Annotated in this window: 25 protein-coding genes and 1 tRNA gene; 8 read left to right on the forward strand and 18 right to left on the reverse strand. The window is 69.5% G+C overall.

The features are described from left to right. Nucleotides 1–2 precede the first annotated feature (2 nt). From FKV24_RS05580 to FKV24_RS05595, 4 genes are read right to left on the reverse strand one after another with little or no spacing between them, the layout of a single operon-like run. Nucleotides 3–1,520, reverse strand: coding sequence for a PH domain-containing protein (locus FKV24_RS05580; RefSeq protein ID WP_141481685.1), 1,518 nt, complete (start codon nt 1,518–1,520; stop codon nt 3–5). Between the two features lie 22 nt (nt 1,521–1,542). After that, nucleotides 1,543–2,091: a PH domain-containing protein gene (locus FKV24_RS05585; RefSeq protein ID WP_111265306.1), complete on the reverse strand. Its 549-nt coding sequence runs from the start codon at nt 2,089–2,091 to the stop codon at nt 1,543–1,545. Further along, on the reverse strand, nt 2,088–3,635 hold the full coding sequence (locus FKV24_RS05590) for a hypothetical protein (protein ID WP_141481668.1): 1,548 nt from the start codon (nt 3,633–3,635) through the stop codon (nt 2,088–2,090). Before FKV24_RS05590 ends, FKV24_RS05585 begins: the two co-directional genes overlap by 4 nt. An 8-nt stretch (nt 3,636–3,643) precedes the next feature. Then, complete coding sequence (locus tag FKV24_RS05595) at nt 3,644–4,570, reverse strand: lauroyl acyltransferase (protein ID WP_141481669.1); 927 nt, start codon at nt 4,568–4,570, stop codon at nt 3,644–3,646. Nucleotides 4,571–4,692: 122 nt separating this feature from the next. Here FKV24_RS05595 and dtd point away from each other — a divergent pair, with 122 nt between their 5' ends. Both dtd and rpoD read left to right on the forward strand, forming a co-directional pair. Continuing rightward, a complete protein-coding gene (gene dtd / locus FKV24_RS05600) occupies nt 4,693–5,133 on the forward strand; it encodes a D-aminoacyl-tRNA deacylase (RefSeq protein WP_141481670.1) in 441 nt (146 codons plus the stop codon). Between the two features lie 116 nt (nt 5,134–5,249). Then, complete coding sequence (gene rpoD / locus FKV24_RS05605) at nt 5,250–7,130, forward strand: RNA polymerase sigma factor RpoD (protein ID WP_141481671.1); 1,881 nt, start codon at nt 5,250–5,252, stop codon at nt 7,128–7,130. Between the two features lie 75 nt (nt 7,131–7,205). Here rpoD and FKV24_RS05610 read toward each other — a convergent pair whose 3' ends face one another. Continuing rightward, the gene (locus FKV24_RS05610) at nt 7,206–7,763 is read right to left on the reverse strand and encodes a GrpB family protein (RefSeq protein ID WP_141481672.1); all 558 of its coding nucleotides are present in this window, start codon (nt 7,761–7,763) and stop codon (nt 7,206–7,208) included. A 170-nt stretch (nt 7,764–7,933) separates the two neighbouring features. Continuing rightward, the gene (locus FKV24_RS05615; protein ID WP_141481673.1) at nt 7,934–8,317 is read right to left on the reverse strand and encodes a SnoaL-like domain-containing protein; all 384 of its coding nucleotides are present in this window, start codon (nt 8,315–8,317) and stop codon (nt 7,934–7,936) included. A 285-nt stretch (nt 8,318–8,602) separates the two neighbouring features. Here FKV24_RS05615 and FKV24_RS05620 point away from each other — a divergent pair, with 285 nt between their 5' ends. From FKV24_RS05620 to FKV24_RS05630, 3 genes are all read left to right on the forward strand, one after another. After that, entirely contained in the window at nt 8,603–10,912 is a 2,310-nt protein-coding gene (locus tag FKV24_RS05620; protein WP_141481686.1) for a GH92 family glycosyl hydrolase, read from the forward strand. 97 nt (nt 10,913–11,009) lie between these two features. Then, nucleotides 11,010–11,085: transfer RNA gene (locus FKV24_RS05625), tRNA-Ile, on the forward strand. A gap of 67 nt (nt 11,086–11,152) precedes the next feature. Then, the gene (locus tag FKV24_RS05630) at nt 11,153–12,046 is read left to right on the forward strand and encodes an NAD-dependent epimerase/dehydratase family protein (RefSeq protein WP_141481674.1); all 894 of its coding nucleotides are present in this window, start codon (nt 11,153–11,155) and stop codon (nt 12,044–12,046) included. A gap of 24 nt (nt 12,047–12,070) precedes the next feature. Here the strand turns inward: FKV24_RS05630 and FKV24_RS05635 are convergent, their stop codons facing one another. Beyond that, nucleotides 12,071–12,280: a twin transmembrane helix small protein gene (locus FKV24_RS05635; protein WP_111265320.1), complete on the reverse strand. Its 210-nt coding sequence runs from the start codon at nt 12,278–12,280 to the stop codon at nt 12,071–12,073. Then, the gene (locus FKV24_RS05640) at nt 12,277–12,642 is read right to left on the reverse strand and encodes a hypothetical protein (RefSeq protein WP_249040932.1); all 366 of its coding nucleotides are present in this window, start codon (nt 12,640–12,642) and stop codon (nt 12,277–12,279) included. Before FKV24_RS05640 ends, FKV24_RS05635 begins: the two co-directional genes overlap by 4 nt. Before the next feature lie 307 nt (nt 12,643–12,949). Here FKV24_RS05640 and FKV24_RS05645 point away from each other — a divergent pair, with 307 nt between their 5' ends. After that, on the forward strand, nt 12,950–13,168 hold the full coding sequence (locus tag FKV24_RS05645) for a hypothetical protein (RefSeq protein ID WP_141481675.1): 219 nt from the start codon (nt 12,950–12,952) through the stop codon (nt 13,166–13,168). A gap of 329 nt (nt 13,169–13,497) precedes the next feature. Further along, the gene (locus FKV24_RS05650; protein ID WP_141481676.1) at nt 13,498–15,612 is read left to right on the forward strand and encodes a M13 family metallopeptidase; all 2,115 of its coding nucleotides are present in this window, start codon (nt 13,498–13,500) and stop codon (nt 15,610–15,612) included. Between the two features lie 53 nt (nt 15,613–15,665). On the opposite strand, the gene FKV24_RS05655 is transcribed toward FKV24_RS05650, so the two are convergent. Genes FKV24_RS05655 through FKV24_RS20030 form a run of 3 tightly spaced genes read right to left on the reverse strand, consistent with a single transcriptional unit; the run spans nt 15,666 to nt 16,734 of the window. After that, a complete protein-coding gene (locus FKV24_RS05655; protein WP_141481677.1) occupies nt 15,666–16,091 on the reverse strand; it encodes a hypothetical protein in 426 nt (141 codons plus the stop codon). Nucleotides 16,092–16,095: 4 nt separating this feature from the next. Continuing rightward, nucleotides 16,096–16,539 (reverse strand): hypothetical protein, encoded by a 444-nt coding sequence (locus tag FKV24_RS05660; RefSeq protein ID WP_141481678.1) that lies wholly within the window; start codon nt 16,537–16,539, stop codon nt 16,096–16,098. A 60-nt stretch (nt 16,540–16,599) separates the two neighbouring features. Continuing rightward, nucleotides 16,600–16,734: a hypothetical protein gene (locus tag FKV24_RS20030; RefSeq protein WP_283016203.1), complete on the reverse strand. Its 135-nt coding sequence runs from the start codon at nt 16,732–16,734 to the stop codon at nt 16,600–16,602. A gap of 173 nt (nt 16,735–16,907) precedes the next feature. Between FKV24_RS20030 and FKV24_RS05665 the strand changes: the two genes are divergently transcribed. Next, entirely contained in the window at nt 16,908–18,386 is a 1,479-nt protein-coding gene (locus FKV24_RS05665; protein WP_141481679.1) for a carboxylesterase/lipase family protein, read from the forward strand. Between the two features lie 119 nt (nt 18,387–18,505). Here the strand turns inward: FKV24_RS05665 and FKV24_RS05670 are convergent, their stop codons facing one another. From FKV24_RS05670 to FKV24_RS05695, 7 genes are all read right to left on the reverse strand, one after another. After that, the gene (locus FKV24_RS05670) at nt 18,506–18,691 is read right to left on the reverse strand and encodes a hypothetical protein (RefSeq protein WP_141481680.1); all 186 of its coding nucleotides are present in this window, start codon (nt 18,689–18,691) and stop codon (nt 18,506–18,508) included. Between the two features lie 99 nt (nt 18,692–18,790). Then, a complete protein-coding gene (locus FKV24_RS19515) occupies nt 18,791–19,006 on the reverse strand; it encodes a hypothetical protein (RefSeq protein ID WP_211371791.1) in 216 nt (71 codons plus the stop codon). Nucleotides 19,007–19,039: 33 nt separating this feature from the next. After that, nucleotides 19,040–19,300 (reverse strand): hypothetical protein, encoded by a 261-nt coding sequence (locus FKV24_RS19520; protein ID WP_211371792.1) that lies wholly within the window; start codon nt 19,298–19,300, stop codon nt 19,040–19,042. A 31-nt stretch (nt 19,301–19,331) separates the two neighbouring features. After that, nucleotides 19,332–20,747, reverse strand: coding sequence for an amidohydrolase family protein (locus FKV24_RS05680; RefSeq protein WP_141481681.1), 1,416 nt, complete (start codon nt 20,745–20,747; stop codon nt 19,332–19,334). 235 nt (nt 20,748–20,982) lie between these two features. Next, nucleotides 20,983–24,180, reverse strand: coding sequence for an efflux RND transporter permease subunit (locus tag FKV24_RS05685; RefSeq protein ID WP_141481682.1), 3,198 nt, complete (start codon nt 24,178–24,180; stop codon nt 20,983–20,985). A 10-nt stretch (nt 24,181–24,190) separates the two neighbouring features. After that, nucleotides 24,191–25,249 (reverse strand): efflux RND transporter periplasmic adaptor subunit, encoded by a 1,059-nt coding sequence (locus FKV24_RS05690; RefSeq protein WP_249040933.1) that lies wholly within the window; start codon nt 25,247–25,249, stop codon nt 24,191–24,193. Continuing rightward, the coding region (locus FKV24_RS05695; RefSeq protein WP_141481684.1) for a TolC family protein at nt 25,249–25,933 on the reverse strand (685 nt) is incomplete at its 5' end. The genes FKV24_RS05690 and FKV24_RS05695, both read right to left, overlap by 1 nt.

The raw sequence follows: 25,933 nt of genomic DNA on the forward strand, positions 1-25,933 counted from the left end.
CCCTACCAGTGCAGCGGGCGCTGCGCGAGGGCGTGGGCGAGGCGCTGGCACAGCGCGCGGGCGTCGGCCTCGGGCAGGAAGCGGATCCGCAGCGGCGGCGCCATCGTGCCGGCGCCGGCGGTGTCGAGCTTCAGCGTCGCGGTGCCGAAGTGGCGGTCCAGCGGCGTCCGCACCAGTTGCAGCGCCTGCAGCTTGTCGATCTCGGCGAAGCGCCAGTGCCGGCTCCACCAGCCTTCGCGTACCGCGACCAGCTCCTCGCCCAGCGCATAGCCGATCCGCCGCGCGAGCTGGCGCGCCTTGAATGCCGCCACCGGCAACCACAACAGAACCAGCAGGCCCCAGCAGCCGAACCGCCAGCAGGCGAGTGCCGTCAGCAGCAGGGTGATCGGCAGCGAGGGCAGGAACAGTCGCCACCAGGCCACGTCCGGCACTGCCCGCCACGCCAGCGCGGTCCAGCCTGCCTTCGGCAGCAGGTGATCGACCAGCGCGTCGCAGGCGTCCGGCGTCGCGATCGGGGCCAGCTCGCGCAATGCGCGTTGTTGCTGGCTGTGCGCGGAGACCGCGGTGTCGACGTCCAGGCTGCGGCGGCGGAACAGCCGGTGCAGCAGGCTCTCGCGCAGGGTCCAGGACTGGATGCGACGGCGCGGCACGCTGGTGCGCCAGCGCGCCAGCAGGCCTCGTTCGACGGTCAGCCGCCGGCCACGCTCGCTGAGGGCGAAGCCGTGGAACTGCAGCAGCGCCAACGCGATCGACAACAGCCGCACCAGCACGATCAGCGCCAGCAGCACCATCGCCGCGCCGATCGCGTAGTCGACCGCGCCCAGGTGATGGTTGTCGGCCCAGACCGCGGCCACGCGCAGGTCCTGCTCGGCCTGCTTCTCCAGGTAGTCCTCGACCGCGTCCTCGGGCCCGAACTGGCTCAGCGCCGCCATCGCCGCCGCGACCACGACCATGCCGCGGTTGGAGATCAGGCCCAGCCGCACCAGCTCGCCCAGTGGCAGCGTCAGCAGCGGCCGGGGCGCGGCCTCCCGGGATTCCTCCGCCGCGCCGTCGACGGCGCGGCCGCGCTGGCGGATCAGCACTTCCAGCGCGAGCGCGTCGCCGAGCTTGAGCACCCGCATCTCCGCCTCCGGTTTCTGTCCGCCGGCCGACTCCAGCCGCACCTCGGCGACACCGAACACCCGGTGCAGCAGGGTCTGCTGCAGCGCCACGTTGTGGATGCGCGCGAACGGGATCACCCGCAGGCTGCGCTCCAGCCGCCCGCTGCGCACCACCAGGGCGTCGTCGACGATCCCGTAGCGGTAGGTGAAGTACTGCCACAGCGACAGCGCGACCAGGACGCCGACGCCGACCAGGCCCCACAACTGGTACATGTGGCCCTCGCCCCTGCCGAACAGCAGCATCAGGGCGAGCGGCACGATGAACGACTTCAGCTGCTGGGCCAGCACGAACAGCCACGACATCGGGTGCAGGCGCCGGTCGGCGTCCTGCGCGGTCGCGTCCGGTGCCGCCGGCGGCATCGGCGTCGGCACGGTTGCGGGCTCAGTCGTCATCGTGGTCGATCTGGCGGCCGAGGTGGTCGCGCAGGGCTTCGGCGTCGTCCAGGTCGAGGTTGGGGACGCTGACCGAGCTGTGCGCGGTGCCGGCGGTGTGCACCACCAGGGTCGCCAGCGCGCGGCGCCGCTGCAGCGGACCGCGCCTGAGGTCCAGGTGCTGCACGCGGGTGGTCGGCACCCGGGTCTCGCGCTGCCACAGCCGGCCGCGCCGCACCGCGAGTCCGTGGCCGTCGAGGCGCCAGCGGGTGAAGCGGTGGTTCTTGTGGCCGAACCAGACGCCGAACAGCGCCGCCGGCAGCGCAATCGCGGCGATCGCCGCGATCAGCACGTACAGGCGCGGCCACTGGTCGATCTCGCTGGCGGCCACCAGCCCGGCCACGCTGCCGGCGATCAGGCCCAGGCCGCCGAACGAGATCGCGCCGCCGAGCAGGAACAGCGGGCGCGCACGCGCGGGCAGGGGATTCCAGTCCCGGGGTTCCGGTACGGGGGCGGGGTCGTGTTCGCGATCGAAGGCGGTTTCGGCGGGCGTGTTCATCGGTCGGTGGGGTGGGCGGGCTCGTGTTCGACGTAGGCGCGGCCGGACTGGTACAGGGTCAGCCGTGCCCGCATTTTCTTGCGTTCCTCGGGCGGTATGTCGTCATCGTCGAGCCCGGTGAGGGCCTCGCGCTGGTATTCGACGGCCTGCCGGAAGTCCTCGTTGGCGGCGAAGGCTGCGGCCAGGGTATCGAGTTTGGCGGCCTCCAGTTCGTCGCGGCGGTCGATCATGGGCCGGGCCAGTGCGAGGGCCGCGGCCGGGTCGCGCTGGTCGGCGATCGGGCAGGTCGCCAGTATCCAGATGCGGTCGTTGCGCGCCGCTTCGAAGCCGGCGTTCTCGGCCCTGGCCATCCACTGCGCGCCGGTGGTGCAATTCTGTTCCAGCCCCGCCGTGCCGTCGGCGTGGAACTGGCCGTAGAGCGCCATCGCCAGCGGAAGCCCGGCCTGCGCGGCGCGTTGCAGGTGGGGCAACGTGTCGCGTATCGCCTCCGGCGTCGGTGCGGTGTCGTCCGCGTCGGTGGCGAGTCGTATCCGCACCACATCCATCGCCGCTTCCGCATGGCCATTGGCGCTCGCGGCTTCGAGCATTTCCAGACCGCGTTGCGGGTCGTGCGGCACCTGTACCGACTGGTCGCCGCTGTAGAGCAGGTTGCCGTATATCCACTGCGCGCGCGCCTCGCCGTACCCGGCCAGGGTGCGGGTGGCCGCGGCGTGCACGCGGGTGCGGTACCCGTAGTCCGGCCAGGCCCGGTCGAGCCGGGCGCGGGCCTGGGCATCGTCGACGAGCGGCCGCTTGTGGTCGCTGAAAACGGGCGTGGAGCGCTTCTCGGTACCCGACGCATGGTCGAGCAGATGTTCGATCAACTTCGCCTCGCCGCCATCGGCCCCGGCTTCCTTGTCGAGCAATCGCGAAAGTTCGTTCACGAACCCTTCCGGCCGCGGACGCCACCGGCCCCGCTCGAGGACGAGCGACGGGCCGAACCTGTAGTGATCCTCGGCGGGCGCCGCGAGCTCGCCCATCGCCAGGTCCGACCAGATCAGGGTGACCCGGAGCAATGGCCGCAACGTGATGCCCTTGTGCCTGACGAGCGCGCTGCACAGGCCGCTGCGGACGCACAGCCGATAGGTGTCGCGCCCGTCCAGCGCGGCCAGGTCGACCTCCTCGCGCATGCTGCGCAGGCCGTAGACGACGAACCGGTCGGCCGAAGGCAGGCGGTCGACCTGTTCGGCCGAGGCGAAGCGCGCCGCATCGCGCAGGAAGGCGTAGTGACGGACCGTGGAATCGGCCACCAGGTCGGCGATCCGGTCGTTGCGTGTTGCATGGCCGGCGCGAAAGACTTCCCAGGCCTGTTTGACCGCCTCCATCGCCGCGGTGGTGGCCGCCGGGGCCGGCTCTGCGGCTGCGCCGGCCGATGCCGGGAACGCGGCGAGGGCCAGCCAGAGTGCGACGGGCCCGAGGTGTCTGCGGTGCATCGATTCCCTCCCTGGATTGGATCGTCCTTTCGATCGTGGTCGACCGGGCGGCGCGCGCGATCGGGCCCGCACGCGCTGGGTCAGCCGGTCTTGTACGGATTCCTTTCGCCCGAACCCGGCGGCCTGAGGGTATAGCGTTTGTAGGTCCACTGGTATTGGGCCGGATCGCGGCGGGCGATGCGCTCGACGCAGCGGTTGAGCGCGGCCACCGCGACCCGGGGGTCGGCCGCGGCGATGTCCGCCGGCGCGGCCTCGACGTGCAGGGCGAAGCCGGGGCCGTCGGCCTGGGTGTCGACGCGCTCGCACCAGGCGAACAGCACGGTTGCGCCGGTACGCTGGGCGAGCCGGCCGAGCAGGGTCATGGTGAAGGCCTCCACCCCGAAGAACGGCGCGAATTCGCCGTCGCCGGCCTTGGGCTGCTGGTCGGGCAGGATGCCGACCACGCCGCCGCCGCCCAGGCGCTTGAACAGCTGGCGCACCGCCGGCCCCTCGGCGCGGATCTGGGTGACCCGGTCGGCGGCGTCGCCGTGGGCGGCGCGGACCCGGTTGAGGAAGGCCTCGCCGATCGCCGATTCCGGCGGCCGGTACAGGATCGCCAGCGCGGTGCGCTGGGCCAGCCACTGGTTCAGCAATTCCCAGTTGCCGTGGTGCGGCGCGGCGACGATCACCCCGTTGCCGGCGGCGATCGCGGCATCGAACAGTTCGGTGCCGTGGCTGTGGCGGATGCTGCGCAGGTTGCGAGCGTGCGGGCGCGTCCACAGCCGCACGGTCTCCAGTGCCTGGCGCGCGGTGGTGCGCAGGATCTGGCGGTGCCATTGCGCGCGCTCGGCCGGCAGCAGGTCCGGGTAGGCCAGCTCGAGGTTGCGGCGGGCGACCCGGCTTTCGCGGGCGTCCAGGCGCAGCCACAACGCGGCCAGGCCGTCGCCCAGGCGCATCAGCCAAGGCCAGGGCAGGCGTCCGATCGCTGCGGCGAGGAAGTAGAGCAGGTGGGCGGCGAACTTGGCCACGGAGACAGGAGTGAGTGGGGAGGAGTGAGAAGCGGGAGAAAAGCCGCGGAGCTGGCGAAGCAATTGGGCGAAGCGATTGCCTGTACTCTAGCGTCTCACCTCCACACTCTCACTCCTCCACCTTGCTTGCCCTGATCCAGCGCGTCACCGAAGCCAGCGTCAAGGTCGAAGGCGAAACCGTCGGCGCGATCGGGCCCGGCCTGCTGGCCCTGGTCGGGGTCGAGCCGGACGATGGCGAGGCCCAGGTCCGCCGCATCGCCGAGCGGCTGCTGAACTACCGGGTGTTCGCCGACGCCGACGGTCGGATGAACCTGGGCCTGGCCCAGACCGGTGGCGGCCTGTTGCTGGTCAGCCAGTTCACCCTGGCCGCCGACACCCGCAGCGGCCTGCGCCCGGGCTTCTCGACCGCCGCCGCGCCGGCCGAGGCTGAACGGATATTCAGCGGGTTGGTGGCGATCTGTCGGGAAAAACACCCCGGGGGGGTGGAAACCGGGCGGTTCGGTGCCCATATGGAGGTCAGCCTGGTCAACGACGGCCCGGTCACGTTCCTGCTGAAAGCCTGATTACGGTCGCCAGGTGGCGATCGGTAACTGCGCGTCGACCCTGCTCCGGCAAGGACGGCGCCGGGCTGATATACTGGAGCGTTCCCTATTCTCCTTCTTCCGCGGTGGCGAGCCCTATGGCCAACGAACGTCAGGCCCCTCAGTCCGACATCAAGCAGCTGATCAGCAAGGGCCTGGAACAGGGCTACCTGACCTATGCCGAGGTCAATGATCACCTGCCCGACGACATTGTCGATCCGGAGCAGATCGAAGACATCATCGGCATGATCAACGGCATGGGTATCGAGGTGCACGAGGTTGCCCCCGATGCCGAGACCCTGCTGATCACCGGCGAAGGCAGCAATCGAGACGTCGACGACACCGCCGCCGAAGAAGCGGCCGCGGCGCTGACCGGCCTCGACACCGAGGGCGGCCGCACCACCGACCCGGTGCGCATGTACATGCGCGAGATGGGCACGGTCGAGCTGCTGACCCGCGAGGGCGAGATCGCGATCGCCAAGCGCATCGAGGACGGCCTGTCGCAGGTCCAGGCCTCGCTGGGCCTGTTCCCGTCGACCATCGAGCTGATCCTCGCCGACTACGCCGAGTACAAGGAAAGCCGCAAGCGCCTGGCCGAGCTCGTCGTCGGATTCAACGACGAGCTGCTCGAGGAGCAGCAGCAGGAAGAGGCGCTGCGCAACGGCGAGGAGCTGCCCGACAACAGCAACGACGACGACAGCGACGGCGACGACGACAGCGACGACGACGACGATGACAGCGACTCCAACGAGGACGCGCCGACCGGCCCCGATCCGGCCGAGGTCGACGCGCGCCTGGGCTCGATCGTCGAGAACTACGCCAAGTTCGAGAAGGCCTACGCCAAGCACGGTCCCAGCCACAAGACCGTGATCAAGCTGCGCGAGGACATGGCGGCCACCTTCATCACCCTGAAGCTGCCGCTGCCGCTGACCGACGTGCTGGTCAACAACCTGCGCGACGTGGTCATGCAGGTGAAGCGCCACGAGCGCCGCATCCTCGAGCTGGCCACCCGCGTCGCCAAGATGCCGCGCAAGGACTTCATCCGCGCGTGGGAAGGCAACCAGACCAACCTGGGCTGGGTCGACGAGCTGCTCAAGCGCAAGCAGAAGTGGGCCTCGGGCCTGCGCGAGGTCAAGGACCAGATCGTCGCCGAGCAGCAGGCGACCATCGACCTGGAGAAGTCGATGCGGCTGACCCTGGCCGACCTCAAGGAAATCAGCCGGGCGATGGCCTACGGCGAAGCCAAGGCGCGCAAGGCCAAGAAGGAAATGGTCGAGGCCAACCTGCGCCTGGTGATCTCGATCGCCAAGAAGTACACCAACCGCGGCCTGCAGTTCCTGGACCTGATCCAGGAGGGCAACATCGGCCTGATGAAGGCGGTGGACAAGTTCGAGCACCGCCGCGGCTTCAAGTTCTCGACCTACGCGACCTGGTGGATCCGCCAGGCGATCACCCGCTCGATCGCCGACCAGGCGCGCACCATCCGCATCCCGGTGCACATGATCGAGACGATCAACAAGCTCAACCGCATCTCCCGCCAGATGCTCCAGCAGTACGGCCGCGAGGCCACGCCGGAGGAATTGGCCAAGGAGATGGACATGCCCGAGGACAAGATCCGCAAGGTGATGAAGATCGCCAAGGAGCCGATCTCGATGGAAACCCCGATCGGCGACGACGAGGACAGCCATCTGGGCGACTTCATCGAGGACACCAATGCCGAGTCCCCGATCGACGCGACCACCAACATCAACCTGTCCGAGACCGTCCGCGACGTGCTCGCCGGGCTGACCCCGCGCGAGGCCAAGGTCCTGCGCATGCGCTTCGGCATCGACATGAACACCGACCACACCCTGGAGGAGGTCGGCAAGCAGTTCGACGTCACCCGCGAGCGCATCCGCCAGATCGAGGCCAAGGCGCTGCGCAAGCTGCGTCACCCGAGCCGTTCGGAACAGCTGCGCAGCTTCCTCGACATCGACTGAGCCGCAGCGCGCTCCGCGAACGAAGGCCCGCCCCGAGCGGGCCTTCTTTTTGCCCGCGCGTCAGCCCCTCGCGCGTCACCCGGGCGACGTGCCGGCGGAGCCGCGGCAGTCGCGGCAGTCGCGGCGCCGGTACCAGTCGACCGCCAGTGCGTCGGTGGCGGCGATGAACGGCGCCTTGGCCTCGATGTAGGCGTCCATCGACGCGCCGTCGGCGGCGAGCCGGGTCTTGAGCGCGGAGTACTCGGCCGCCTTCGACGGGTGCTCGCGCAGATAGTCGCGGAAGGCGAGGTGCCGCTCGATCTGCGGCGAGCCGGCGGCGAACACGTGCAGATGGTGGGTACGGCGTCCGTCCGCGCCGGACTTGCGGAAGTAGCGCCGCCCGTCGATGCCGTACGGCCCCATCACCTCGTAGCCGAGACCGCGCATCGTCGCCGAGCAGCGATCGATGCCGTCGAGGTCGACGACGACCCCGAGCAGATCGACGACGGGCTTGGCCAGGATGCCCGCGATCGCGGTGCTGCCGATGTGGTGAACCGCGACCGGCGGGGTGTCCAGGGCCGCGTGGAGGGCCTCGGATTCGCGCTCGAAATCGCGGGCCCAGCGCGGATCGTGGGCGACGACGATGACATTCATGGCGCCGAATATGCCGCCGAGGCGAGGGGGAGGCAATGCGCCGGCGATCGCTTCCGGTCGCCGGTCCGTCGCGCCGGGCCGCCGGGCCCGAAGCGGATCGTGGCGGCGCCCATGGCTGCGGCTGTCATCCCGCGCCACCAGGGGCCCCGCCACGCAGCCGGAGGTCCGCCTCAGCCGGCGTCGTAGAAGAACTGCTCGTGGACGATCTTGCCGTCGCGCACGCGGTACACGCAGATCTCCTGCTTCGATACCCGGCCCCGGTCCCTGTAGGTCGCGTCGATGCCCATCGCGACGCTGAACCAGTCGTCGGCGACGACCGGGTCGCTGACATTGCCGCCGTGGATCTCGACGATGTTGTCGGCCCACTGGCGGCCCTTTTCGCGCAGCGCCGCGATGCCTTCGACCCGCTCCGGGAAACCGACCGCGCCGGCCATCTCGACGCTGGCCGCGTCGTCGGCGTACAGCTCGTCCTGGGCCTGCTCGTACTTGCCTTCGCGGCACAGCGCGACCAGGCGGTCGGCGATCGCCTGGGTGGTGGGGGTGGATGGGTTCATGGTGCGCTCCTGCGTGGGTGGACGACCAGCCTAGTCCCGGCTGCTGCCAGCATCGTGGCAGCAGGCCGCCGGTGGTTGGAAACACGCGCTGTCGCGATGCGGCGTGAGTCGCGGCCGGGACGATGCTAAGGTCGTTTAGAACGATACAAATAGGTTCTCCGAGCCATCTCCGCCCTTGAATCCCTGGAGCCAGAAGCGATGCCGACCCACCCGCGTGCCCGCGTCCGGATGCCGTTGCTGCCGTTGCTGCCGTTGCTGCCGTTGCTGCCGTTGTTGCTGTGCGCGATGGCGGGTGCGCTCGTGACCGCGCCGGTCGTGGCGACCGAGGCCGACCGCGCCTATGACGCGGTCGACCCCTTCATCGGCACCGGGGGCGAAGGCCATACCTTTCCCGGCGCGGTGGTCCCGTTCGGCATGGTCCAGCTCAGCCCCGACACCCGCATCCAGGCGCGCAAGGATGCCTACGGCTGGGCCGCCGGCTATCGCCATGACGACCGCAGCATCGTCGGCTTCTCGCACACCCACTTCTCCGGCACCGGCCACTCCGATCTGGGCGACGTGCTGGTGTTGCCGGTCAGCGGCGATATCACCCTGGAGCGCGGCGACCCCGACCGCCCCGGCAGCGGCTATACCGCGAGTTTCAGCCGTGAGACCGAGATCGCCGAGCCGGGCTATTACGCGGTCACCCTCGACAACACCGGCATCCGCGCCGAGCTGACCGCCAGCGCCCGGGTCGGCGTGCACCGCTACCGGTTCCCGGCCGGCAAGCCCGCCCACCTGCTGGTCGACCTGCGCACCTCGATGTACGACTACCCGGGCAAGGTGTTGTGGTCGCGGCTGCGCATGCATCCCGACGGCACCGTGACCGGCTACCGCAAGACCCGCGGTTGGGCGCCGGGGCGCGAGCTGCACTTCGCGATGCGCTTCTCGCGCGCGCCCTCCGGCCATGCCTTCCACGACACCGAGCAGGACGTGCTCTACAAGGGCTTTCCGCCGCCCGGCCACCAGGACCCGCGCCAGCGTGCGCAGATCGAGGGCCGCCAGCTGGTCGCCGCGCTCGACTTCGGCAGGCCCGCCGACGCCGGCGGCGGCGAGCTGGTCGTCAAGGTCGCGATTTCCCCGGTCAGCGAGCAGGGTGCGATCGCCAACCTCGACGCCGAGGTGCCGGACTTCGACTTCGACCGGGTCCGCGCCGACGCGCGCGCACAGTGGAAGCAGGCGTTGTCGGCGATCGAGATCGACGCCCCCGAGGCCGACCGCACCGCCGCCTACACCGCGCTCTACCACGCGTTGCAGGCGCCGAGCCTGTTCATGGACGCCGACGGCCGCTACCGCGGTCCCGACAACGCGATCCATGTCGCCGAGGGCTTCCAGAACCACTCGACCTTCTCGCTGTGGGACACTTACCGCGCGCTGCATCCGCTGCTGACCCTGGTGCAGCCGCAGCGGCGCAACAACGACTTCATCCGCTCGCTGCTGGCGGCGCAGCGGCAGAGTCCGTACGGCATCCTGCCGGTGTGGTCGTTCCACGGTCACGAGACCTGGTGCATGATCGGCTACCACGCGGTGCCGGTGATCGCCGACGCCTACCTCAAGGGCATCCGCGGCTACGACGCCGACGCCGCGCTGGAGGCGATGGTGGCCAGCGCCAGCTACGGCCCCTACGACGGCCTCGCCCAGTACATGGAGCTGGGCTACGTGCCGATCGACGAGGAGGGCGAGGCCGCCTCCAAGACACTGGAATACGCCTTCGACGACTGGACCATCGCGCGCATGGCCGAGGCGATGGGACGCGAGGACGTGGCGGGCGATTTCTACAAGCGCGCCGGCAACTGGCGCAACGCCTTCGACCCGGAAACCGGCTTCATGCGCGCGCGCAACCGCGACGGCGGGTTCCGGGTGCCGTTCGACCCCGACGCCAGCGGCTACGGCACCGACTACACCGAGGGCAACGCCTGGCAGTACTCCTGGTACGTGCCGCAGGACGTGGCCGGGCTGATCGCCGCGCACGGCGGCGATGCGAAGCTGGTCGAGCGGATCGACCAGGTGTTCGACGCCGAGGTCGATCCCTCGGTGTTCGCCCACATGGAGGACATCACCGGCCTGATCGGCTGGTACGCGCACGGCAACGAACCCAGCCACCATCTGGCTTATCTGTATGCCCATGCCGGACAGCCGTGGCGCGGCCAGGAGCGCCTGGCGCGGATCATGGCGACCCAGTACAAGCCGACCCCGGACGGCCTGGCCGGCAACGACGACCTCGGCCAGATGTCGGCCTGGTACCTGTTCACCGCGCTGGGCTTCTACCCGGTCGCGCCGGCCAGCAACGAGTACGTGATCGGCCGCCCGTTCCTGCCGCGCGCGACCCTCAACCTGCCCAACGGCCGCCGCTTCACCGTGATCGCCGAAGGCCTGGAGCCGGGCCACGGCTACATCGGCGCGGTCACCCTCAACGGTGAACCGCTGCCACGCAGCTTCATCCGCCACGAGGAGATCATGGCCGGAGGCGAGCTGCGCTTCCGTATGCAGGCGACTCCGGACACCGACTGGGCGAGCGCGCCGGAGCAGCGGCCGTATTCGATGTCGCATCGTTGATTCCGGGCCTCCACGGATACCGCCGGAAGGCCAGCGCGGCCCGCGTCGCGGCTGCTAAGATGCGCCCCCGGCCGCCGCGTTCGTCGGCGTCCGCCAGGGGCCTATAGCTCAACGGTTAGAGCAGAGGACTCATAATCCTTTGGTTCCAGGTTCGAATCCTGGTGGGCCCACCAGATACAGACCGTCGGCACTACAATCCGCTCACCCCGGTGCGTCCCGGGCGCCATTGCGACGAGCCCCATGAAAGTGCTGCTGACCGGAAGTTCCGGTCGTATCGGGCGCGCGATCTACGCCGCCCTGATCGAGCGACACGAAGTGGTCGGTCTGGACCGCTATCCGTTCGCGACCACGCGCTTGGTCGGCGACTTCACCGACGGGCCGTTGTTGCGCCGGGCGCTGGATGGCGTCGACGCGGTGATCCACACCGCGGCCCTGCACGCGCCGCATGTCGGGGTCGTCGACGAGGCGGCGTTCGCCCGGGTCAATGTCGATGGCGTCGGCGCGCTGGTCGCGGCGATGGGCGAGGCCGGCGCCGCCACCCTGGTGTACACCAGCACGACCGCGCTGTACGGCGATGCGGTGGTCGCGGGCGCCTGCGCCTGGATCGACGAGGGCACCGCGCCACGGCCGAGGACGGTCTACCACCGCAGCAAGCTGGAGGCCGAACGATTGCTGGAGGCGGCGGCGGGACCGCGATTGGCGGTGCGGGTGATCCGGATGTCGCGCTGCTTCCCGGAACCGGCCGACCGGATGGCGGTGTACCGGCTGCATCGCGGCATCGACGCGCGCGATGTCGGCGATGCCCATGCCGCCGCCCTTGGCGCGGCGGGGCCGTCGTTCCAGCGCTACATCGCCAGCGGCCGCACGCCGTTCGTGCCCGCCGATGCCGAGCGGCTGGCGCGCGACCCGCGCGGCTTGCTGGCCGAGCGCTGCCCGGACCTGGTCGAGGCGTTCCGGCGCCGTGGCTGGACGCTGCCGGCGACGATCGACCGGGTCTACGACGCCGGAGCCGCCGAGCGGGCCCTGGGCTGGCGCAGCCGGCACGGTTTCGGCGATGTGCTCGCCCGGCACGACGCACGCGATCTGGAGGTGCTTCCGCTGTCGCCCTGGTTCCGCAATCGCAGCACCGAGTGAGCGCGCGCGGCCGCGCCGCCGCGTTCAGCCGACGTGGACGCCGTGCGGCTGGATGTAGCCGGTGGCGATGCCCGCCGCGACCAGCAGGATCAGGATCACCGACAGCGCGATCCGCTTGGTGAGTGCGTTGACGGTGCGCTTGCTCTGGCCGGTGTCGACCAGCATGTAGTAGAGGCCGGCGCCGAGGTTGTACAGGATCAGCGCGAGAAAGCCGACGATGAGCAGGGTCTTCATGGGGCGCTCGCCGAATCGGTGGACGGAAGTTCGCCGGCGGTGACCCGCGCCGCATGGGGCGCGGTGATGAAGCGCCGGCGCAGATACCAGGCCGCGGTCATGACCGCGAGGAAGACGCCGTAGGACACCGAGGTGGCCAGGATCTGCGGCCACATCGTGTCGTAGACCCGGCCGGCGCTGCGGTAGCCCCAGTGCATGCTGATCACGGTCGCCAGGACCGCGACGGTCAGGGCCAGCACGTCGAACATCCAACGCTGGAGCGTCCTGGGCTGGCGCGGGAACAGCCAGTACAGGCAGGCCAGGATCGCGTACCAGGGCAGGAACAGGATCAGGGCGAGATTGAGTTCGATCGACGGGTTCATGGGCGGCCCGGGTCTGGATTGCCGACGGCTGCCAGCCTAGGCCGACCGGATCAAAGTTGTAACAATCAGTTTTCGGATAAAAAACCGTATCAGTTGATGTCGGAGAGGGCTCGAACGGGTGGAGCCGGGGCCCCGGCGCACGATCCTCGCGGCGCGCGGTCACGGCCCCGGTCGCGGTATTCCCGATTCCGTCGGCCTATTCCACGATTGGTCGCCTGCGGGCTTGCCAGCCGCAGGCGGGGATCACAGCCTGTTCCGTGCCGGACGCCCGGCGTTCCCGCCCCGTCCCGCGTTCCGGAGGCCGACCATGAAGACCCTGATCGCCCTGCTGATCTGGTGCCTGCTGCTGGTGTTGTGCTGGCCGCTCGCGCTGCTGGCGCTGGTGTTGTGGCCGCTGGTGTGGCTGATCTCGTTGCCGTTCCGGCTGATCGGCATCACCTTCTCGGCGCTGTTCGCCTTCCTGCATGCCTTGCTGACCCTGCCGGCGCGCCTGCTGGGCTGGAAGCCGCAGCCGGCCGCGGGCTGAGGCGGGATTCAGGGGCGTTGGGATCGCGCCTCCCGGCAAGGGCTGGCCAACGGCTTCACGCGACTGCGATCGGGAGTGGGGATCAATCGCGGGTTCCGGTTCAGTCGCAGGCATCCCGCGCGACCGTGCTAAAGATGGGGTCGAGGCCGGCAGCGCCGCGGTCGCTGCGCACGGCGCAAGCAGCCCCGAGTTGACGAAGGCACCATCGACCCGCCGGACCTGCCGCGCGTCTCGTTCGTCTGGATGCGGCGTTGTCAGTGTGCGTGCGATGTAGGGCAGTCCGATGGCCGGCATAATCGCCGCTCCTGTCCCGCAATCCGGTCCGGTCCATGTCCCTCAATCGCAATCTGTTGTTCCTCGCGCTCGCCTGCGGCATCGCCGCGTGCACGCCCTCGACCGGCGATGGCGCCGATGTCTCCAGTTCCGCGGCGGCCGCGCCCACGGCGATGGTGTCCGGCGTCGATCAGGCGGGCATCGATCGCGACGTGAAGCCGGGCGATGACTTCGACGCCTTCGCCAACGGTGGCTGGCGCAGCGGCTTCGAGATTCCAGCCGATCGCTCCAGCTACGGCGCCTTCACTGTGCTGCTGGAGACCGCCGAGAAGCGCAATGCCGAGCTGATCGCCGGCATCGCCGCCGGCAATCCCGAGCCGGGCAGCGACGCCCGTCGCATCGCCGATTTCCATGCCGCGTACATGGACGAGGCCGGCATCGAGCAGCGCGGCCTGCAGGCGCTGCAGCCGCGGCTGGACGCGATCGATGCGATCGCCTCGCGCGCCGACCTGTCGCGGGTGCTGGGCTCGACCGTGCGCGCGGACACCGATCCGCTGAACTACACCAACTTCCATACCGACAACCTGTTTGGCGTGTTCGTCGCCAAGCAGCTGCAGGGATCGAATCATGTCGCCTCGCTGATGCAGGGCGGCCTGGGCATGCCCGATCGCGGCTACTACCTGTCCGACGACAAGGAGATGGTCGAGGCACGCGCGGCCTACCAGGCCTACATCGCGGCGATGCTGAAGACCGCCGGGATCGACGGCGCGGACGCCAGGGCGAAGTCGATCCTCGAACTGGAGATCGCGATCGCCGGCGCGCATGCGCCGGTGGTCGACTCGCAGGACGTGCACAAGTCCAACAATCCATGGCCGATGGCCGAGTTCGCCAAGAAGGCGCCCGGCATCGACTGGAACGCGTTCTTCGCCGCCGCCGGCCTCGATGCGCAGCCGCGGATCGTCGCCTGGCAGCCGGCGGCGATCGCCGGCATCGCCGCCCTGGTCGGCAGCGAGCCGTTGCCGCTGTGGCAGGACTACCTGCGCTTCCACGCCCTCGACCATGCGGCCTGGAACGCCGCCGCGCGCGGTCCGGGCGAGCTGCCCGGCGCCTATACCGATCTGGCCTTCGGCTTCCACGGCACCACCCTGTCCGGCACCGCGGTGGCGCGCGAGCGCGGCAAGCGCGCGCTGGATGCGACCAGCCTGGCGCTGGGCGACGCGGTCGGTCGCCTGTACGTCGAGAAGTACTTTTCCGCGGAGTCGAAGGCGATGGTCGAGGAGATGGTCCACAACATCCTCGACGCGTTCGACGAGCGCGTGGGCTCGCTGGCGTGGATGAGTCCGCAGACCAAGGCCAAGGCGCGCGAGAAGGCCGGGGCGATGCGGGTGAGCGTCGGCTATCCGGACACGTGGCGCGACTATTCGGATCTGGAGATCCGTGCCGACGATGCGCTGGGCAACCGCCTGCGCGCGGAGCTGCACGAGTACCGCTACCAGCTGTCCAAGCTCGACCGGCCGGTCGACAACGGCGAGTGGTGGATGACCCCGCAGACGGTCAACGCGGTGCAGTTGCCGCTGCAGAACGCGATGAACTTCCCCGCGGCGATCCTCGACAAGCCGTTCTTCGATCCGGACGCCGATCCGGCGGCGAACTACGGTTCGATCGGCGCGGTGATCGGGCACGAGATCAGCCACGGCTTCGACGACACCGGCGCCGAGTTCGATACCCGGGGCAACCTGTCGAACTGGTGGACGCCCGAGGACAGTGAGCACTTCAAGGCCGCGACCGAGAAGCTGGCCGCGCAGTACGGCGCCTACGAGCCGTTGCCGGGCCTGCACGTCAACGGCGAGCTGACCTCGGGCGAGAACATCGCCGACGTGTCCGGCCTGACCATCGCCTACATGGCCTACCGCAAATCGCTGGGCGGCGAGGAGGCGCCGGTGATCGACGGCCTGAGTGGCGACCAGCGCTTCTTCCTCGCCTTCGGCCAGACCTGGCGCAGCAAGATCCGCGAAGCCGCGCTGCGCCAGCGTCTGCTGACCGACGGCCACGCGCCGGCGGCCCAGCGCGCGCAGACCGTGCGCAACGTCGACGCCTGGTACGACGCCTGGAACGTGCAGCCGGGCGAGAAGCTCTACCTGGCGCCGGAGGAGCGGGTGAGGATCTGGTAAGGCGGCAACCGCGCTTTCAGGGCCGGCCTTCGCCGATGGCGGAGGCCGGCCGCTCAGCCGCACAGGCCGTCGCGGGCGACAGTCGCGGCGATCTGCCGTGCCGACCAATGACGGCTGATCCAGATCGTCAGCGCGGCGCCGGAACTGTGCCACCAGAGGTTTCCGCGGTTTCCCCCCTTGCTGTTGTGCGCTCGTGCGACCTGCCAGGCGGCCAGCTCGCCGGCACGTGAAGCGACGGTGCCATCGAGGCGGTCGAGCACCAGGGTCCAGGGGTCGAGGCGGTGGGTCGCAAGCGGCATCCACTCGCTGCATTGCCGCCAGGCGGTCTCTAGCGCGGCGGCGGAATATCGATCGGGGTCCGCGGGTTGCGGGCGGCCGTCGACCCGCGCCAGGGCCACCGTGTAGGCAATGCCAGGCAGCGCCGCCAGCACGCCCGTCGCGAGCACGGCGACCACCGCCAGGATGCGGATCAGGCGCATCCGCTCACAGCTCCAGCGTCATCGACTGCCCGACCGGCAGGGCCTGCCAGAGGCGATCGAGCTCGACGATGCGTGCGCGGATGGCCAGGACCTCCTCGGCCGTCACCGCCAGCGGCGGGCACTCGCGCGCGCGGCAGGTGACCTGGTAGAGCGCGATCATCTCCTCCGGCGCACTGTCGCCGCCGGACCAGGCATCGCCCTGGAACACCTCGACCAGGCGCTCGACCGAATCGCTCTCCTGCTCCGGCGCCATGCGGAAGTCGGCGGCCTCGCCGTCGCGCACGCGGCTGAGGAAGCCTCGCTTGTGCAGCAGGCTCTCGACCGCGTAATGCACCATGTCGTGCGGAATGATGCGCTGCTTGGGGCAGTCGAGGGTCTGCTCGTGCCCGTCGCGGCGCACGGTCATGCGGTCGAACTTGCCGGCGCCTTTGGTGAAGCTCAGTTCCATGGGGAGTTCCGGGTGGGGCACGTGCCTCGGTCGTCGATGGCCGCGACTCGGGAGCGACGTTCACGCGCAGGCCATCCAGGCCCGCTCGAATCTACGCCGCAGTGGCAGCGAGAACAGCCAGGCGATCGGATGGCCGAGCAGGCGGACCGGATCCAGGTACTGCCGCCATCGCGCCATCCGATGCCAGCGGCGCAAGTGCCGCTATGCCAGATTTGCGCTGTTCTCTTACAGCATAAGGAAAGATCGGAAACAGCAATTGTCTGTGGGAAAGCGCTGCGAGGATCGTCAACGGACCTTGGTTGTAGTGAAGTGTCTTTAGTGTAAGGTCGTTTCCCATCCGTGATCGGACGCCAGCAAGAGAAAGAAGCATGAACACAGACTCGATCGTCACGACTCAAGACGGAGACGTTCTAGGAACTCTTGGTGACAACGGGATTCTTGCCTTCAAAGGCATTCCATACGCTGCCGCGCCAGTTGGCATCAACCGGTTCAAGCCGCCACGACCCGTGGAGAAGTGGCTTCACGTACGGGATACCTCCGAATATGGTCCTACGGCACCCCAGGCCGACGAGGCCAATGACCCGCTCGCGCTTCTACCCAATGTAGTCATTCATGGCGAAAACTGTCTAAACCTCAATGTATGGACATCGTCTCTAGACGGGAAGCGACCCGTCATGGTGTTCATTCACGGAGGCGCGTTCAAGAGCGGATCCGGCGCCGTACCTATCTATGATGGCAGCAACTTCGCCCGCGACGGTGTCGTGCTCGTAACGATCAACTACCGGCTCGGTGCGGATGGGTTCTTGTGGTTCGGCGACGGCACACCCAATCTCGGCATGCTTGACCAAGTGGCTGCCTTGTCCTGGGTGCGCGACAACATTCGGGGTTTCGGCGGAGACCCAGACAATGTCACCATCTTCGGCGAGTCTGCTGGAGGGATGAGCGTATGCACGCTGATGGCCATGCCTGCTGCCCGTGGCCTGTTTCATCGCGCCATCGCCCAATCCGGTGCCGGACACAGCACCATCGGCCCGGATACCGCCAGGAAGATCGGCAACAGGCTTGCGGCTATTCTGGGCGTCGAGCCTAGTCGAGAGGCCATTGCGACCGTGCCGATGGACAAGTTGATCGAGGCGCAGAACCAGATCGGTGCGGAAGTGTTCGCCAAGCCCAGCACCGAGCTATGGGGTGATGTCGCCGCTACTCTGATGACATTCGATCCGGTGGTCGACGGCAAGATACTTCCAGGGCGGCCGATCGACTGCATTGAGCAAGGTTCTGCAAACGGTATCGACTTGCTCATAGGCACCAATACCGAAGAAGGAAACCTGTTCTTCGTGCCCTCTGGTCTGTCTGCCAAGGCCACGGACGCATCGGTGGATGCTATTGCGAAGGCTTATGGGTTAACGGCAACCGAGGCCGCGTGTTACCGGGACAATCGACCGAGTGCCACGCCCGGAGAGATATGTAGCGCGATCTTCACGGATTGGTTCTATCGTGTTCCCGCATTGCGTATGGCCGAAGCGCATCCAGGCACTTACGTCTATGAGTTTTCCTGGCGCTCGCCGGCGTTCCAGAACACCATCGGCGCTTGCCACGGCATCGAGATTTCCTTCGTGTTTGACAATATCAATGACCCAGGGGTTCGAAGCCTAAACGGCGAGAATCCGCCCCAGGAGCTAAGCCGCGAGATACACAGGGCATGGGTGGACTTCGCCACATCCGGCAATCCGGGGTGGAGCCCCTACGCTTCTGATAGTCGGGTTTCCATGAAGTTCGGCGATAGATCATCGGTAACGACAGACGATCGTCATGACGAGATAAAGCTATGGGATGGCGTGCGATGACGCGCTTCGCGCGCTGATCGACTGCGAATGACGTCTTGTGAACGTCCTTGGTTGCGCCATTTCCCATAAGTGCAGCCTTCAATCAGATGAAGGAAGTGCATGCGAAAAGTAGTGTGCAATCAGGACAGATGGCGAGAGCTGAATCGCGCTGGTTTTTTGCGGCCGGCCACATTGCCAGGTTCGCCGCGGTATAAGACATTGGCATTGCGCCGCAGCTCGCGTGCGATCGCCGGATACTCGTCATCGTCCAGACCGATCTCGGTCCAGGCCATCGAAACCGTGTTCCAGATCAGGAAATGGTCCATGCGCAGTGGGTGTCGCGATCGCTGAGGCCGCGTGTGGTCCGTGTCCGCTTCGAGTCTGGACGACAAGCGTGGCGGATGCCAGGCATGGCGGGCGCCGCGCTACCGATCTTCCAGCCAGCGCAGATAGGCATCGGCGCCTTCGGCCGACAGCTCCAACGCCGCCTCGGCCACGCGGGCGTCGCCCTTGGCCACGGCGACTGCGGAAAGCACGCAGGCCAGCATGTCCTCGTCCCAGGGTTCGGCCGCGGCCGCCGCGGCCAGCGCAGGCAGTCGCGCGATTGCGGCGAAGTAGGCCGGCGCGAGGTCGTCGGGCACCGTCGAGCCCGCGCGTTGCCGGCAGATTTCGATTCAGGCGGGGAACTGGAAATAGCTGGCGGACGCCTTGTGCGGCTGGCCAGCCAACGCATCCACCACGTGGGGCAGCGCGGCGAACGAGGCCGGAAACACGTCGCCCTGGTGCGCCAGCGCGCTCCACAGACCGAACCAGGGTTCGGAGTCGCCCTTGGCTTCCGGCATGTCGCGCAGCTCGCGCAGCCGGCCGGGAATGTCGGCGGCGCTGCCGTAGGCGTGTTGCAGTTCGCTCCAACGGGGGCTGTCGAGGTTCAACATGTGAAGTGTCTCCAACGGCGCCCTCGCCGGGCTACTGAAGCCCCACCTGGCCCTCCAGCCCGGCGATGAGTTTGCCGGGGTCGAAGCCGGTGCCGTCCTTGAATACGATCTCGACGTTGCGGATCGCGGAAGGCTCGCCGGCGAGGTCGCCTCCCAGGACCACCAGGTCCGCGGCATGGCCGGGGGCGATGCGTCCGGTCCGGTCGCCGATGCCGAGCGCGTCGGCACCGTTGGCGGTGGCGATCCGCAAGGCTTCCGGGACCGTGAACCCGGCTTCCACCAGCAGCTCGAAGCCGCGCTGGTTGCCATGGCCGGGCAATACGTGGCGGCCGGGATCGGGCCCCATCACCAGGCGCCCGCCGGCGGCGACGAACATGCGCTCGAAGGCCATGAGCTTGGCCAGCAGTGCCGGGGTCATGGACGTGTCGGCGGCGGTTTCGGCCAGCCGCGCCTGGCGCTCGTCGTAGGCCTGCCGCCACCCGGGCGACAGCAGCGCCAGGCTGCGTTCGTCGCCCTGGGGGCGGTGCGGGAAGTGCGATTCGATGATCGCCAGGGTCGAGGTCAGGGTGACCTGCTCGCGCACCAGCAGTCCGATCAGTGCGGCGACGCGCGGATCGTCCAGCTCGAGCGCGGCAAGGGCGCCGCGGTTCGATACGCACTCGCCTTCGGGTTTGCCGTCGACGAAGTCGGAGGCCGAGATCAGGCCGTGTTCGATGCTGTCGATGCCCATCAATGCCGCCTCGCGGAAGCTCAGCGAGCACAGGTGGCCGGTGACCTTGCGCCCCTGCGCGTGGGCCTCATCGATCACCGCCGCGGCGATGTCGGGTCGGATGTGGCGATAGAGCTTGAACCAGGTCGCGCCGCGCGCGGACCATTCGCGAACCAGCCGGCGCGCCTCCTCCGTGCTGGCGGGCTTGGCCATCGGTCCATTGCCGTCGGGTCCGGTCAGGTACTGGGCGGTCGGAAAGATCGTCGGCCCGGGCGCCTTGCCGGCCGCGATCACCCGTACCAGCGCCACCTCGGTGTCCGGTTCGGCGCTGCCGGCGGTCTGCACCGTGGTGACGCCGCTGGCGAGCCAGAGGCGCGATGCGGTGTGGCCCATGAAGGTCATGCCCGGCATGTGGGTGTGATCGTGCATGCCGACCAGACCGGGGATGACGGTGCGACCGGGCAGGTCCAGGACGCGGGCGTGCTCCGAGATCGCCACCGAGTCCGAAGCGCCGATGGCGACGATCCGGCCGGCTTCGATCAGCACCGTCTGGTCGCGCTTGACCGTGCTGCCGCTGCCGTCGATCACGGCGACGCCGGTCAACGCGATGCCGGGAGCGTCGTGGATCACGTACTGGCGGACCTTTTCGTCATAGCGCGTGCGGCGATCGGGTTCGACGTTCTGGGTACGCGCCGGGTCCGGGGCGGCGGTGTCGCCCGCGCAGGCCGGCAGGACCAAGCCGAGCAGGAGCGCGAGCGCCAGTCGATGAGGCCGGCGGGATCGTGTGCCTGCCGGCAGGCGCTGCGGCGCGGACGGTGTCGGACATCCTGTCGAGATCGGACGCATGAGTCGTGCGGTACTCCGGGCCGGGGACGGACGGCCGTGCCCGCCAGCCTAGCGCAGCGGGGCGGCCGACGTGCCGCGATGACGCATCCGCGGGCCGGTGGTTGCCGGCCCGCGGACAGGCGTCGGATCAGACCGCGGTCGAGCGCGCGGACACCGCGTCGCCATCCTCCCCGCGGTGCAGCCAGCGATACAGTGCCGGCAGCACCAGCAGGGTCAGCAGGGTCGAGGAGACGATGCCGCCGATCACCACGGTGGCGAGCGGACGCTGGACCTCGGAACCGGCGCCGACGTTCAGCGCCATCGGCACGAAGCCCAGCGAGGCGACCAGGGCGGTCATCAGCACCGGTCGCAGGCGGCCCAGCGCGCCGTCGACGATGGCATCGTCGAGGCGGTCGCCCTGCTCGCGCAGGCGGCGGATGAAGCTGATCATCACCAGGCCGTTGAGCACGGCGACGCCGGACAGGGCGATGAAGCCGACCCCGGCCGAGATCGACAACGGGATTCCCCGGATCGCCAGCGCCAGTACTCCGCCGGTCAGCGCCAGCGGCACGCCGCTGAACACGATCGCGGCGTCGCGCGCCGAGCCGAACGCCCAGAACAGCAGCGCGAAGATCAGCATCAGCGTCACCGGCACCACGACCGCGAGCCGCCGGCTGGCCGAGATCAGCTGTTCGAAGCTGCCGCCATAGTCGATCCAGTAGCCGGTCGGCAGCGCGACCTCGGCGTCGATGCGCTCGCGCAGCTCGCCGACGAAGCCGGCCAGGTCGCGCTCGCGCACGTTGGCGGTGACCACGATCCGGCGCTTGCCGTTCTCGCGGTTGACCTGGTTCGGGCCGAGCCGGGATTCGATCCGCGCGACCTCGCGCAGCGGCACCGTGCGCGGCGTACCCGTCCGCCAGTCGGCGCCGCGGCTGGACTCGTCGGCACGGCTGCCACCGTCGGCGCGCAACGGAATGGGCAGATCGTGCAGCGCGGCCGGATCCTGCCGCATCGCCTCGGGCAGGCGCACGACCATGTCGAAGCGGCGATCGCCCTCGAACAGCTGACCGGCGACGCTGCCGCCGACCGCGGTCGCGACCGCGTCCTGCACGTCGACCGGATTGAGGCCGTACTGCGCCAGTGCGGCACGGTCCGGGGTCACCGTGAGCAGTGGCAGGCCGCCGATCGGCTCCGCCCGCACGTCGCTGGCGCCGGGCACCTTGGCCATCGCGTCGCGCACCCGCGCGGCGGTCGCGGCGAGGGTGTCGAGATCGTCGCCGTAGATCTTCACCGCGACGTCGGCGCGCACGCCCGAGATCAGCTCGTTGGTGCGCATCTGGATCGGCTGGGTCAGCTCGTAGTTGTTGCCGGGCAGGGTCGCGATCTTCTCCGCGATCTCCTCGACCAGCGCGTCCTTGGGCTTGCGCGGGTCGGGCCAGGCGTCGCGCGGCTTGAGCATCACGAAGGTGTCGGCGATCGACGGCGGCATCGGATCGCTGGCGATCTCGGCGGTGCCGATCTTGGCGAATACCCGTTCGACCTCGGGGAAGCTCGCCAGGGTGCGCTCCAGGGTTTCCTGCATCGCCACCGACTGCGACAGGCCGGTGCCGGGAATGCGCATCGCCTGCACCGTCAGATCGCCCTCGTCGAGGGTCGGCACGAATTCGGCGCCGAGCCGGGTCGCCAGCAATCCGCAGCCCAGCACCAGCACCGCGGCGCCGGCGATCACCGGCAGGCGCCAGCGCAACGCCCGCGCCAACAGCGGCGCATAGCCGCGCCGCGCCCAGCGCATCAAGCGGTTCTCGTGTTCGTCGACACGGCCGCCGAGGAAGGCGGCGACCGAGGCCGGCACGAAGGTCAGCGACAGCAGCATCGCGCCGGTCAGCGCCAGCACCACGGTGATCGCCATCGGGTGGAACATCTTTCCCTCGACTCCGTCCAGGGCGAAGATCGGCAGGTACACTGCGGTGATGATGCCGACTCCGAACAGGCTGGGGCGGATCACCTCGACGGTGGCACTGGCGGCGGTGTCCAGCCGTTCGCGCTCGTTCATCGCTCGGCCCAGTGTCTGCTGGGCCTCGCCGAAGCGGCGCAGGCAGTTCTCGATGATGATCACCGCGCCGTCGACGATCAGGCCGAAGTCCAGCGCGCCCAGACTCATCAGGTTGCCGGACACGCCGCCGCGGACCATGCCGGTGATGGTGAACAGCATCGCCAGCGGGATCACCGCCGCGGTGACCAGGGCCGCGCGCACGTTGCCCAGCAGCAGGAACAGCACCACGATCACCAGCAAGGCGCCCTCGATCAGGTTCTTGGCGACGGTGCCGATGGTGCGGTCGACCAGGGCGGTGCGGTCGTAGACCGGTTCGGCGCGGATGCCCTCGGGGAGGCTGGCGTTGGCGGCCGCGAGCTTGTCGGCGGCGGCGCGCGACACCTCGCGGCTGTTGGCGCCGACCAGCATCACCACGGTGCCGATCACCACCTCGTGGCCGTTCTGGGTGGCGGCGCCGGTGCGCAGTTCGCGGCCCTCCGCCACGCCGGCGACGTCGCGGATCCGGATCGGCACGCCCTCGCGACGGTCGAGCACGATGTCGCGGATCGCCTCCAGGCCTTCGACCTGGCCCGGCACCCGCACCAGGTACTGTTCGCCGTTGCGCTCGATGTAGCCGGCGCCGACGTTGCGGTTGTTGGCCGCCAGCGCATCGACGACATCGGCGAGGGTGAAGCCCAATGCGACCAGCCGCGCCGGATCGGGGGTGATGTGGATCTCGCGCTCGAAGCCGCCGATGGTGTTGACCTCGGTGACCCCGGGCACGGTGCGCAGCTGCGGCCGGATCACCCAGTCCTGCAGGGTGCGCAGGTCGGTCGGCGTGTACGCGCTGCCGTCGTCCTTGCGCGCGTCCGCGGCGGCCTCGACCGTGTACATCAGGATCTCGCCCATGCCGGTCGCGATCGGCCCCATCTGCGGCTCCAGTCCCGATGGCAGCTGCGATTTGACCTGCTGCAGGCGTTCTGCGACCTGCTGGCGGGCGAAGTAGATGTCGGTGCCGTCCTCGAACACCACGGTGACCTGGGACAGGCCGTAGCGCGACAGCGAGCGGGTGTGGTCCAGCGCCGGCAGCCCGGCCAGCGCGGTCTCGATCGGGAAGGTGACGCGCTGCTCGGCCTCCAGCGGCGAGTAGCCGGGCGCCTCGGTGTTCACCTGCACCTGCACGTTGGTGATGTCGGGGGTGGCGTCGATCGGCAGGCGGCTGAAGTTCCAGGCGCCCAGCGCGGCCAGCGCGAGGGTCAGCACCAGCATCAGCCAGCGGTGCGCGATCGCGAATCGGATGATCTTCTCGAGCATGGCGTTCCCCCTAGTGGCTGTGCTCGGCGGCGGCCTTGCCGATGTCCGCCTTGACCAGGAAGCTCTGCTCGACCACGACCTGCTCGCCGATGGCGACGCCGTCGAGGATCTCGGCGCGCTCGGCATCGCGGCGGCCGATGCGGACCGGACGGGCGAGGTAGTCCTCGCCCTCGCGCACGTACACCACGTCGGTCTCGCCGTCGCGTTGCAGTGCGCCCAGCGGCACCACCCGTTCGGCCTGGAAACGTTCGACGGTGACCCGTGCGCGCACCGCCGAGCCGGGCCGCCAGAGTCCGTCCTCGTTGGCGATCAGCGCACGCGCGACGGTGCTCTGGCTGGCGGTCGCGGTCGCCGGCAGCACCCGCTCCAGCACCGTCTGCGCCTGCACGCCATCGCTCATCCGGGTCACCGTCACCGGCGATCCGGCGGCGATGTGGCCGGCGTCGGCGCCGAACACGTGCAGGTCGACCCACAACTCGGACAGATCGGCGACCTCGAACAAGGCCTGGCCCTCGCCGGCGACGGTGCCGACCGTGGCCGAGCGCGACAGCACGGTGCCGTCCAGCGGCGAGGTCACGCCGTAGCTGGACAGGCTGAGGTTGCTCTCGATCACCGCCAGGGTCTGGCCGGCGCGCACGCGGTCGCCGGCACGCGCGTGCAGGGCGCGGATCGGCCCGGGATAGCGCGCCATCACCTCGGCGACGCGGCCGTCGACCGGGGTCAGCAGGCCCTGGACCTCGTGGGCGTCGGCGATCTCGCCGGCCGCGACCGCGGCGACGCGGATGCCGGAGGCCTCGGCGATATCGGCCGGGATGCGCGTGCGCTCGCCGCCGGTTTCGTCATGGGCTTCCCCGTCCTGGCCGTCCTCGTCCCGGCCGTTCTCGTCCCGGCCGTCATCGTCGTGTCCCGCGGCCTGCGGGGAGGGCGCGTGTTCCGCGTTCTCTTCGTGGTCGTGGCCGTCGGGCGTGGCGGCACTGGCGGTGTCGCCGGAGCCGCCGCAGGCGGCGAGGGCGAGGGTCAGCAGGGCGATCGCGAGTGCTGCGGCGCTGCGGCGGTATGTCGGGCTCATCATGCGTCTCCTTGCGGGCGGCCCGGCGCGACGGCGGCGTCGCGGTCGGCGGGCGGCGTGCGGGTATCGGTGTCGTCGAGGAAGGAGCGGGCGGTCAGGCGCTGGATCTCGATCAGCGCGCGCAGTGCGTCGACCGCGGCGTCGAGCCGTTGCCGGCGTGCGGCGACGGCCTCGGCCTGGACCTGGCTCCACTCCAGATAGCTGGCCGCGCCGGCGCGGTAGGCGGTGGCGGTGGCCTCGGCGGCGCGCGTCAGCGCGGGCACGATCTCCTCGTCCAGGCGGTCGGCCTCCAGGCGCGCGCCCTGGTAGCGACCGTGCGCATCGACCAGGGTCGCGTACAGCGACAGGCGGTCGGCCTCGCGTTCGATCTCGAGCGCGGCCAGTTCGGACTGGGCCGCGCGGATCGTGGGCGCGGCGCGGCGGCGGCTGCCGAACGGCACCGAGATTCCGGCGACCAGGCCGATGTCGTCGCCATCGCCGAGCCGGCGCGCGCCGATCTGCCAGCCGATGTCGGCGACCGCCTCGCTGCGGGCCAGTTGCAGCCGCGCTTCGCGAACGCGGCGCTCGTCGGCGAAGCGACGCAACTCGGGGGCGTCCTCCAGCCAGCGTGCGATCGTGTCCAGCGCGGCCACCGCGGGCAGGCGCCGCAGCGCGTCGGCATCGACCGCGAAGTCGGGATCGCGC

Source organism: Marilutibacter maris, from assembly GCF_006546735.2.
GTDB classification, from domain to species: Bacteria; Pseudomonadota; Gammaproteobacteria; order Xanthomonadales; family Xanthomonadaceae; genus Marilutibacter; species Marilutibacter maris.

Bases quoted from the DNA above. Each gene is read 5' to 3' on its own strand.
- FKV24_RS05640 (WP_249040932.1), bottom strand. From the start codon at position 12,642: ATGAACCCGTCGATCGAACTCAATCTCGCCCTGATCCTGTTCCTGCCC.
- FKV24_RS05670 (WP_141481680.1), bottom strand. From the start codon at position 18,691: ATGGACCATTTCCTGATCTGGAACACGGTTTCGATGGCCTGGACCGAG.
- FKV24_RS05585 (WP_111265306.1), bottom strand. From the start codon at position 2,091: ATGAACACGCCCGCCGAAACCGCCTTCGATCGCGAACACGACCCCGCC.
- FKV24_RS05665 (WP_141481679.1), top strand. From the start codon at position 16,908: ATGAACACAGACTCGATCGTCACGACTCAAGACGGAGACGTTCTAGGA.
- FKV24_RS05635 (WP_111265320.1), bottom strand. From the start codon at position 12,280: ATGAAGACCCTGCTCATCGTCGGCTTTCTCGCGCTGATCCTGTACAAC.
- rpoD (WP_141481671.1), top strand. From the start codon at position 5,250: ATGGCCAACGAACGTCAGGCCCCTCAGTCCGACATCAAGCAGCTGATC.
- FKV24_RS05645 (WP_141481675.1), top strand. From the start codon at position 12,950: ATGAAGACCCTGATCGCCCTGCTGATCTGGTGCCTGCTGCTGGTGTTG.
- FKV24_RS05610 (WP_141481672.1), bottom strand. From the start codon at position 7,763: ATGAATGTCATCGTCGTCGCCCACGATCCGCGCTGGGCCCGCGATTTC.
- FKV24_RS05615 (WP_141481673.1), bottom strand. From the start codon at position 8,317: ATGAACCCATCCACCCCCACCACCCAGGCGATCGCCGACCGCCTGGTC.
- FKV24_RS05660 (WP_141481678.1), bottom strand. From the start codon at position 16,539: ATGGAACTGAGCTTCACCAAAGGCGCCGGCAAGTTCGACCGCATGACC.
- FKV24_RS05630 (WP_141481674.1), top strand. From the start codon at position 11,153: ATGAAAGTGCTGCTGACCGGAAGTTCCGGTCGTATCGGGCGCGCGATC.
- FKV24_RS05620 (WP_141481686.1), top strand. From the start codon at position 8,603: ATGGCGGGTGCGCTCGTGACCGCGCCGGTCGTGGCGACCGAGGCCGAC.
- FKV24_RS05580 (WP_141481685.1), bottom strand. From the start codon at position 1,520: ATGCCGCCGGCGGCACCGGACGCGACCGCGCAGGACGCCGACCGGCGC.
- FKV24_RS05685 (WP_141481682.1), bottom strand. From the start codon at position 24,180: ATGCTCGAGAAGATCATCCGATTCGCGATCGCGCACCGCTGGCTGATG.
- FKV24_RS05650 (WP_141481676.1), top strand. From the start codon at position 13,498: ATGTCCCTCAATCGCAATCTGTTGTTCCTCGCGCTCGCCTGCGGCATC.
- FKV24_RS19520 (WP_211371792.1), bottom strand. From the start codon at position 19,300: ATGTTGAACCTCGACAGCCCCCGTTGGAGCGAACTGCAACACGCCTAC.
- FKV24_RS05690 (WP_249040933.1), bottom strand. From the start codon at position 25,249: ATGAGCCCGACATACCGCCGCAGCGCCGCAGCACTCGCGATCGCCCTG.
- FKV24_RS05655 (WP_141481677.1), bottom strand. From the start codon at position 16,091: ATGCGCCTGATCCGCATCCTGGCGGTGGTCGCCGTGCTCGCGACGGGC.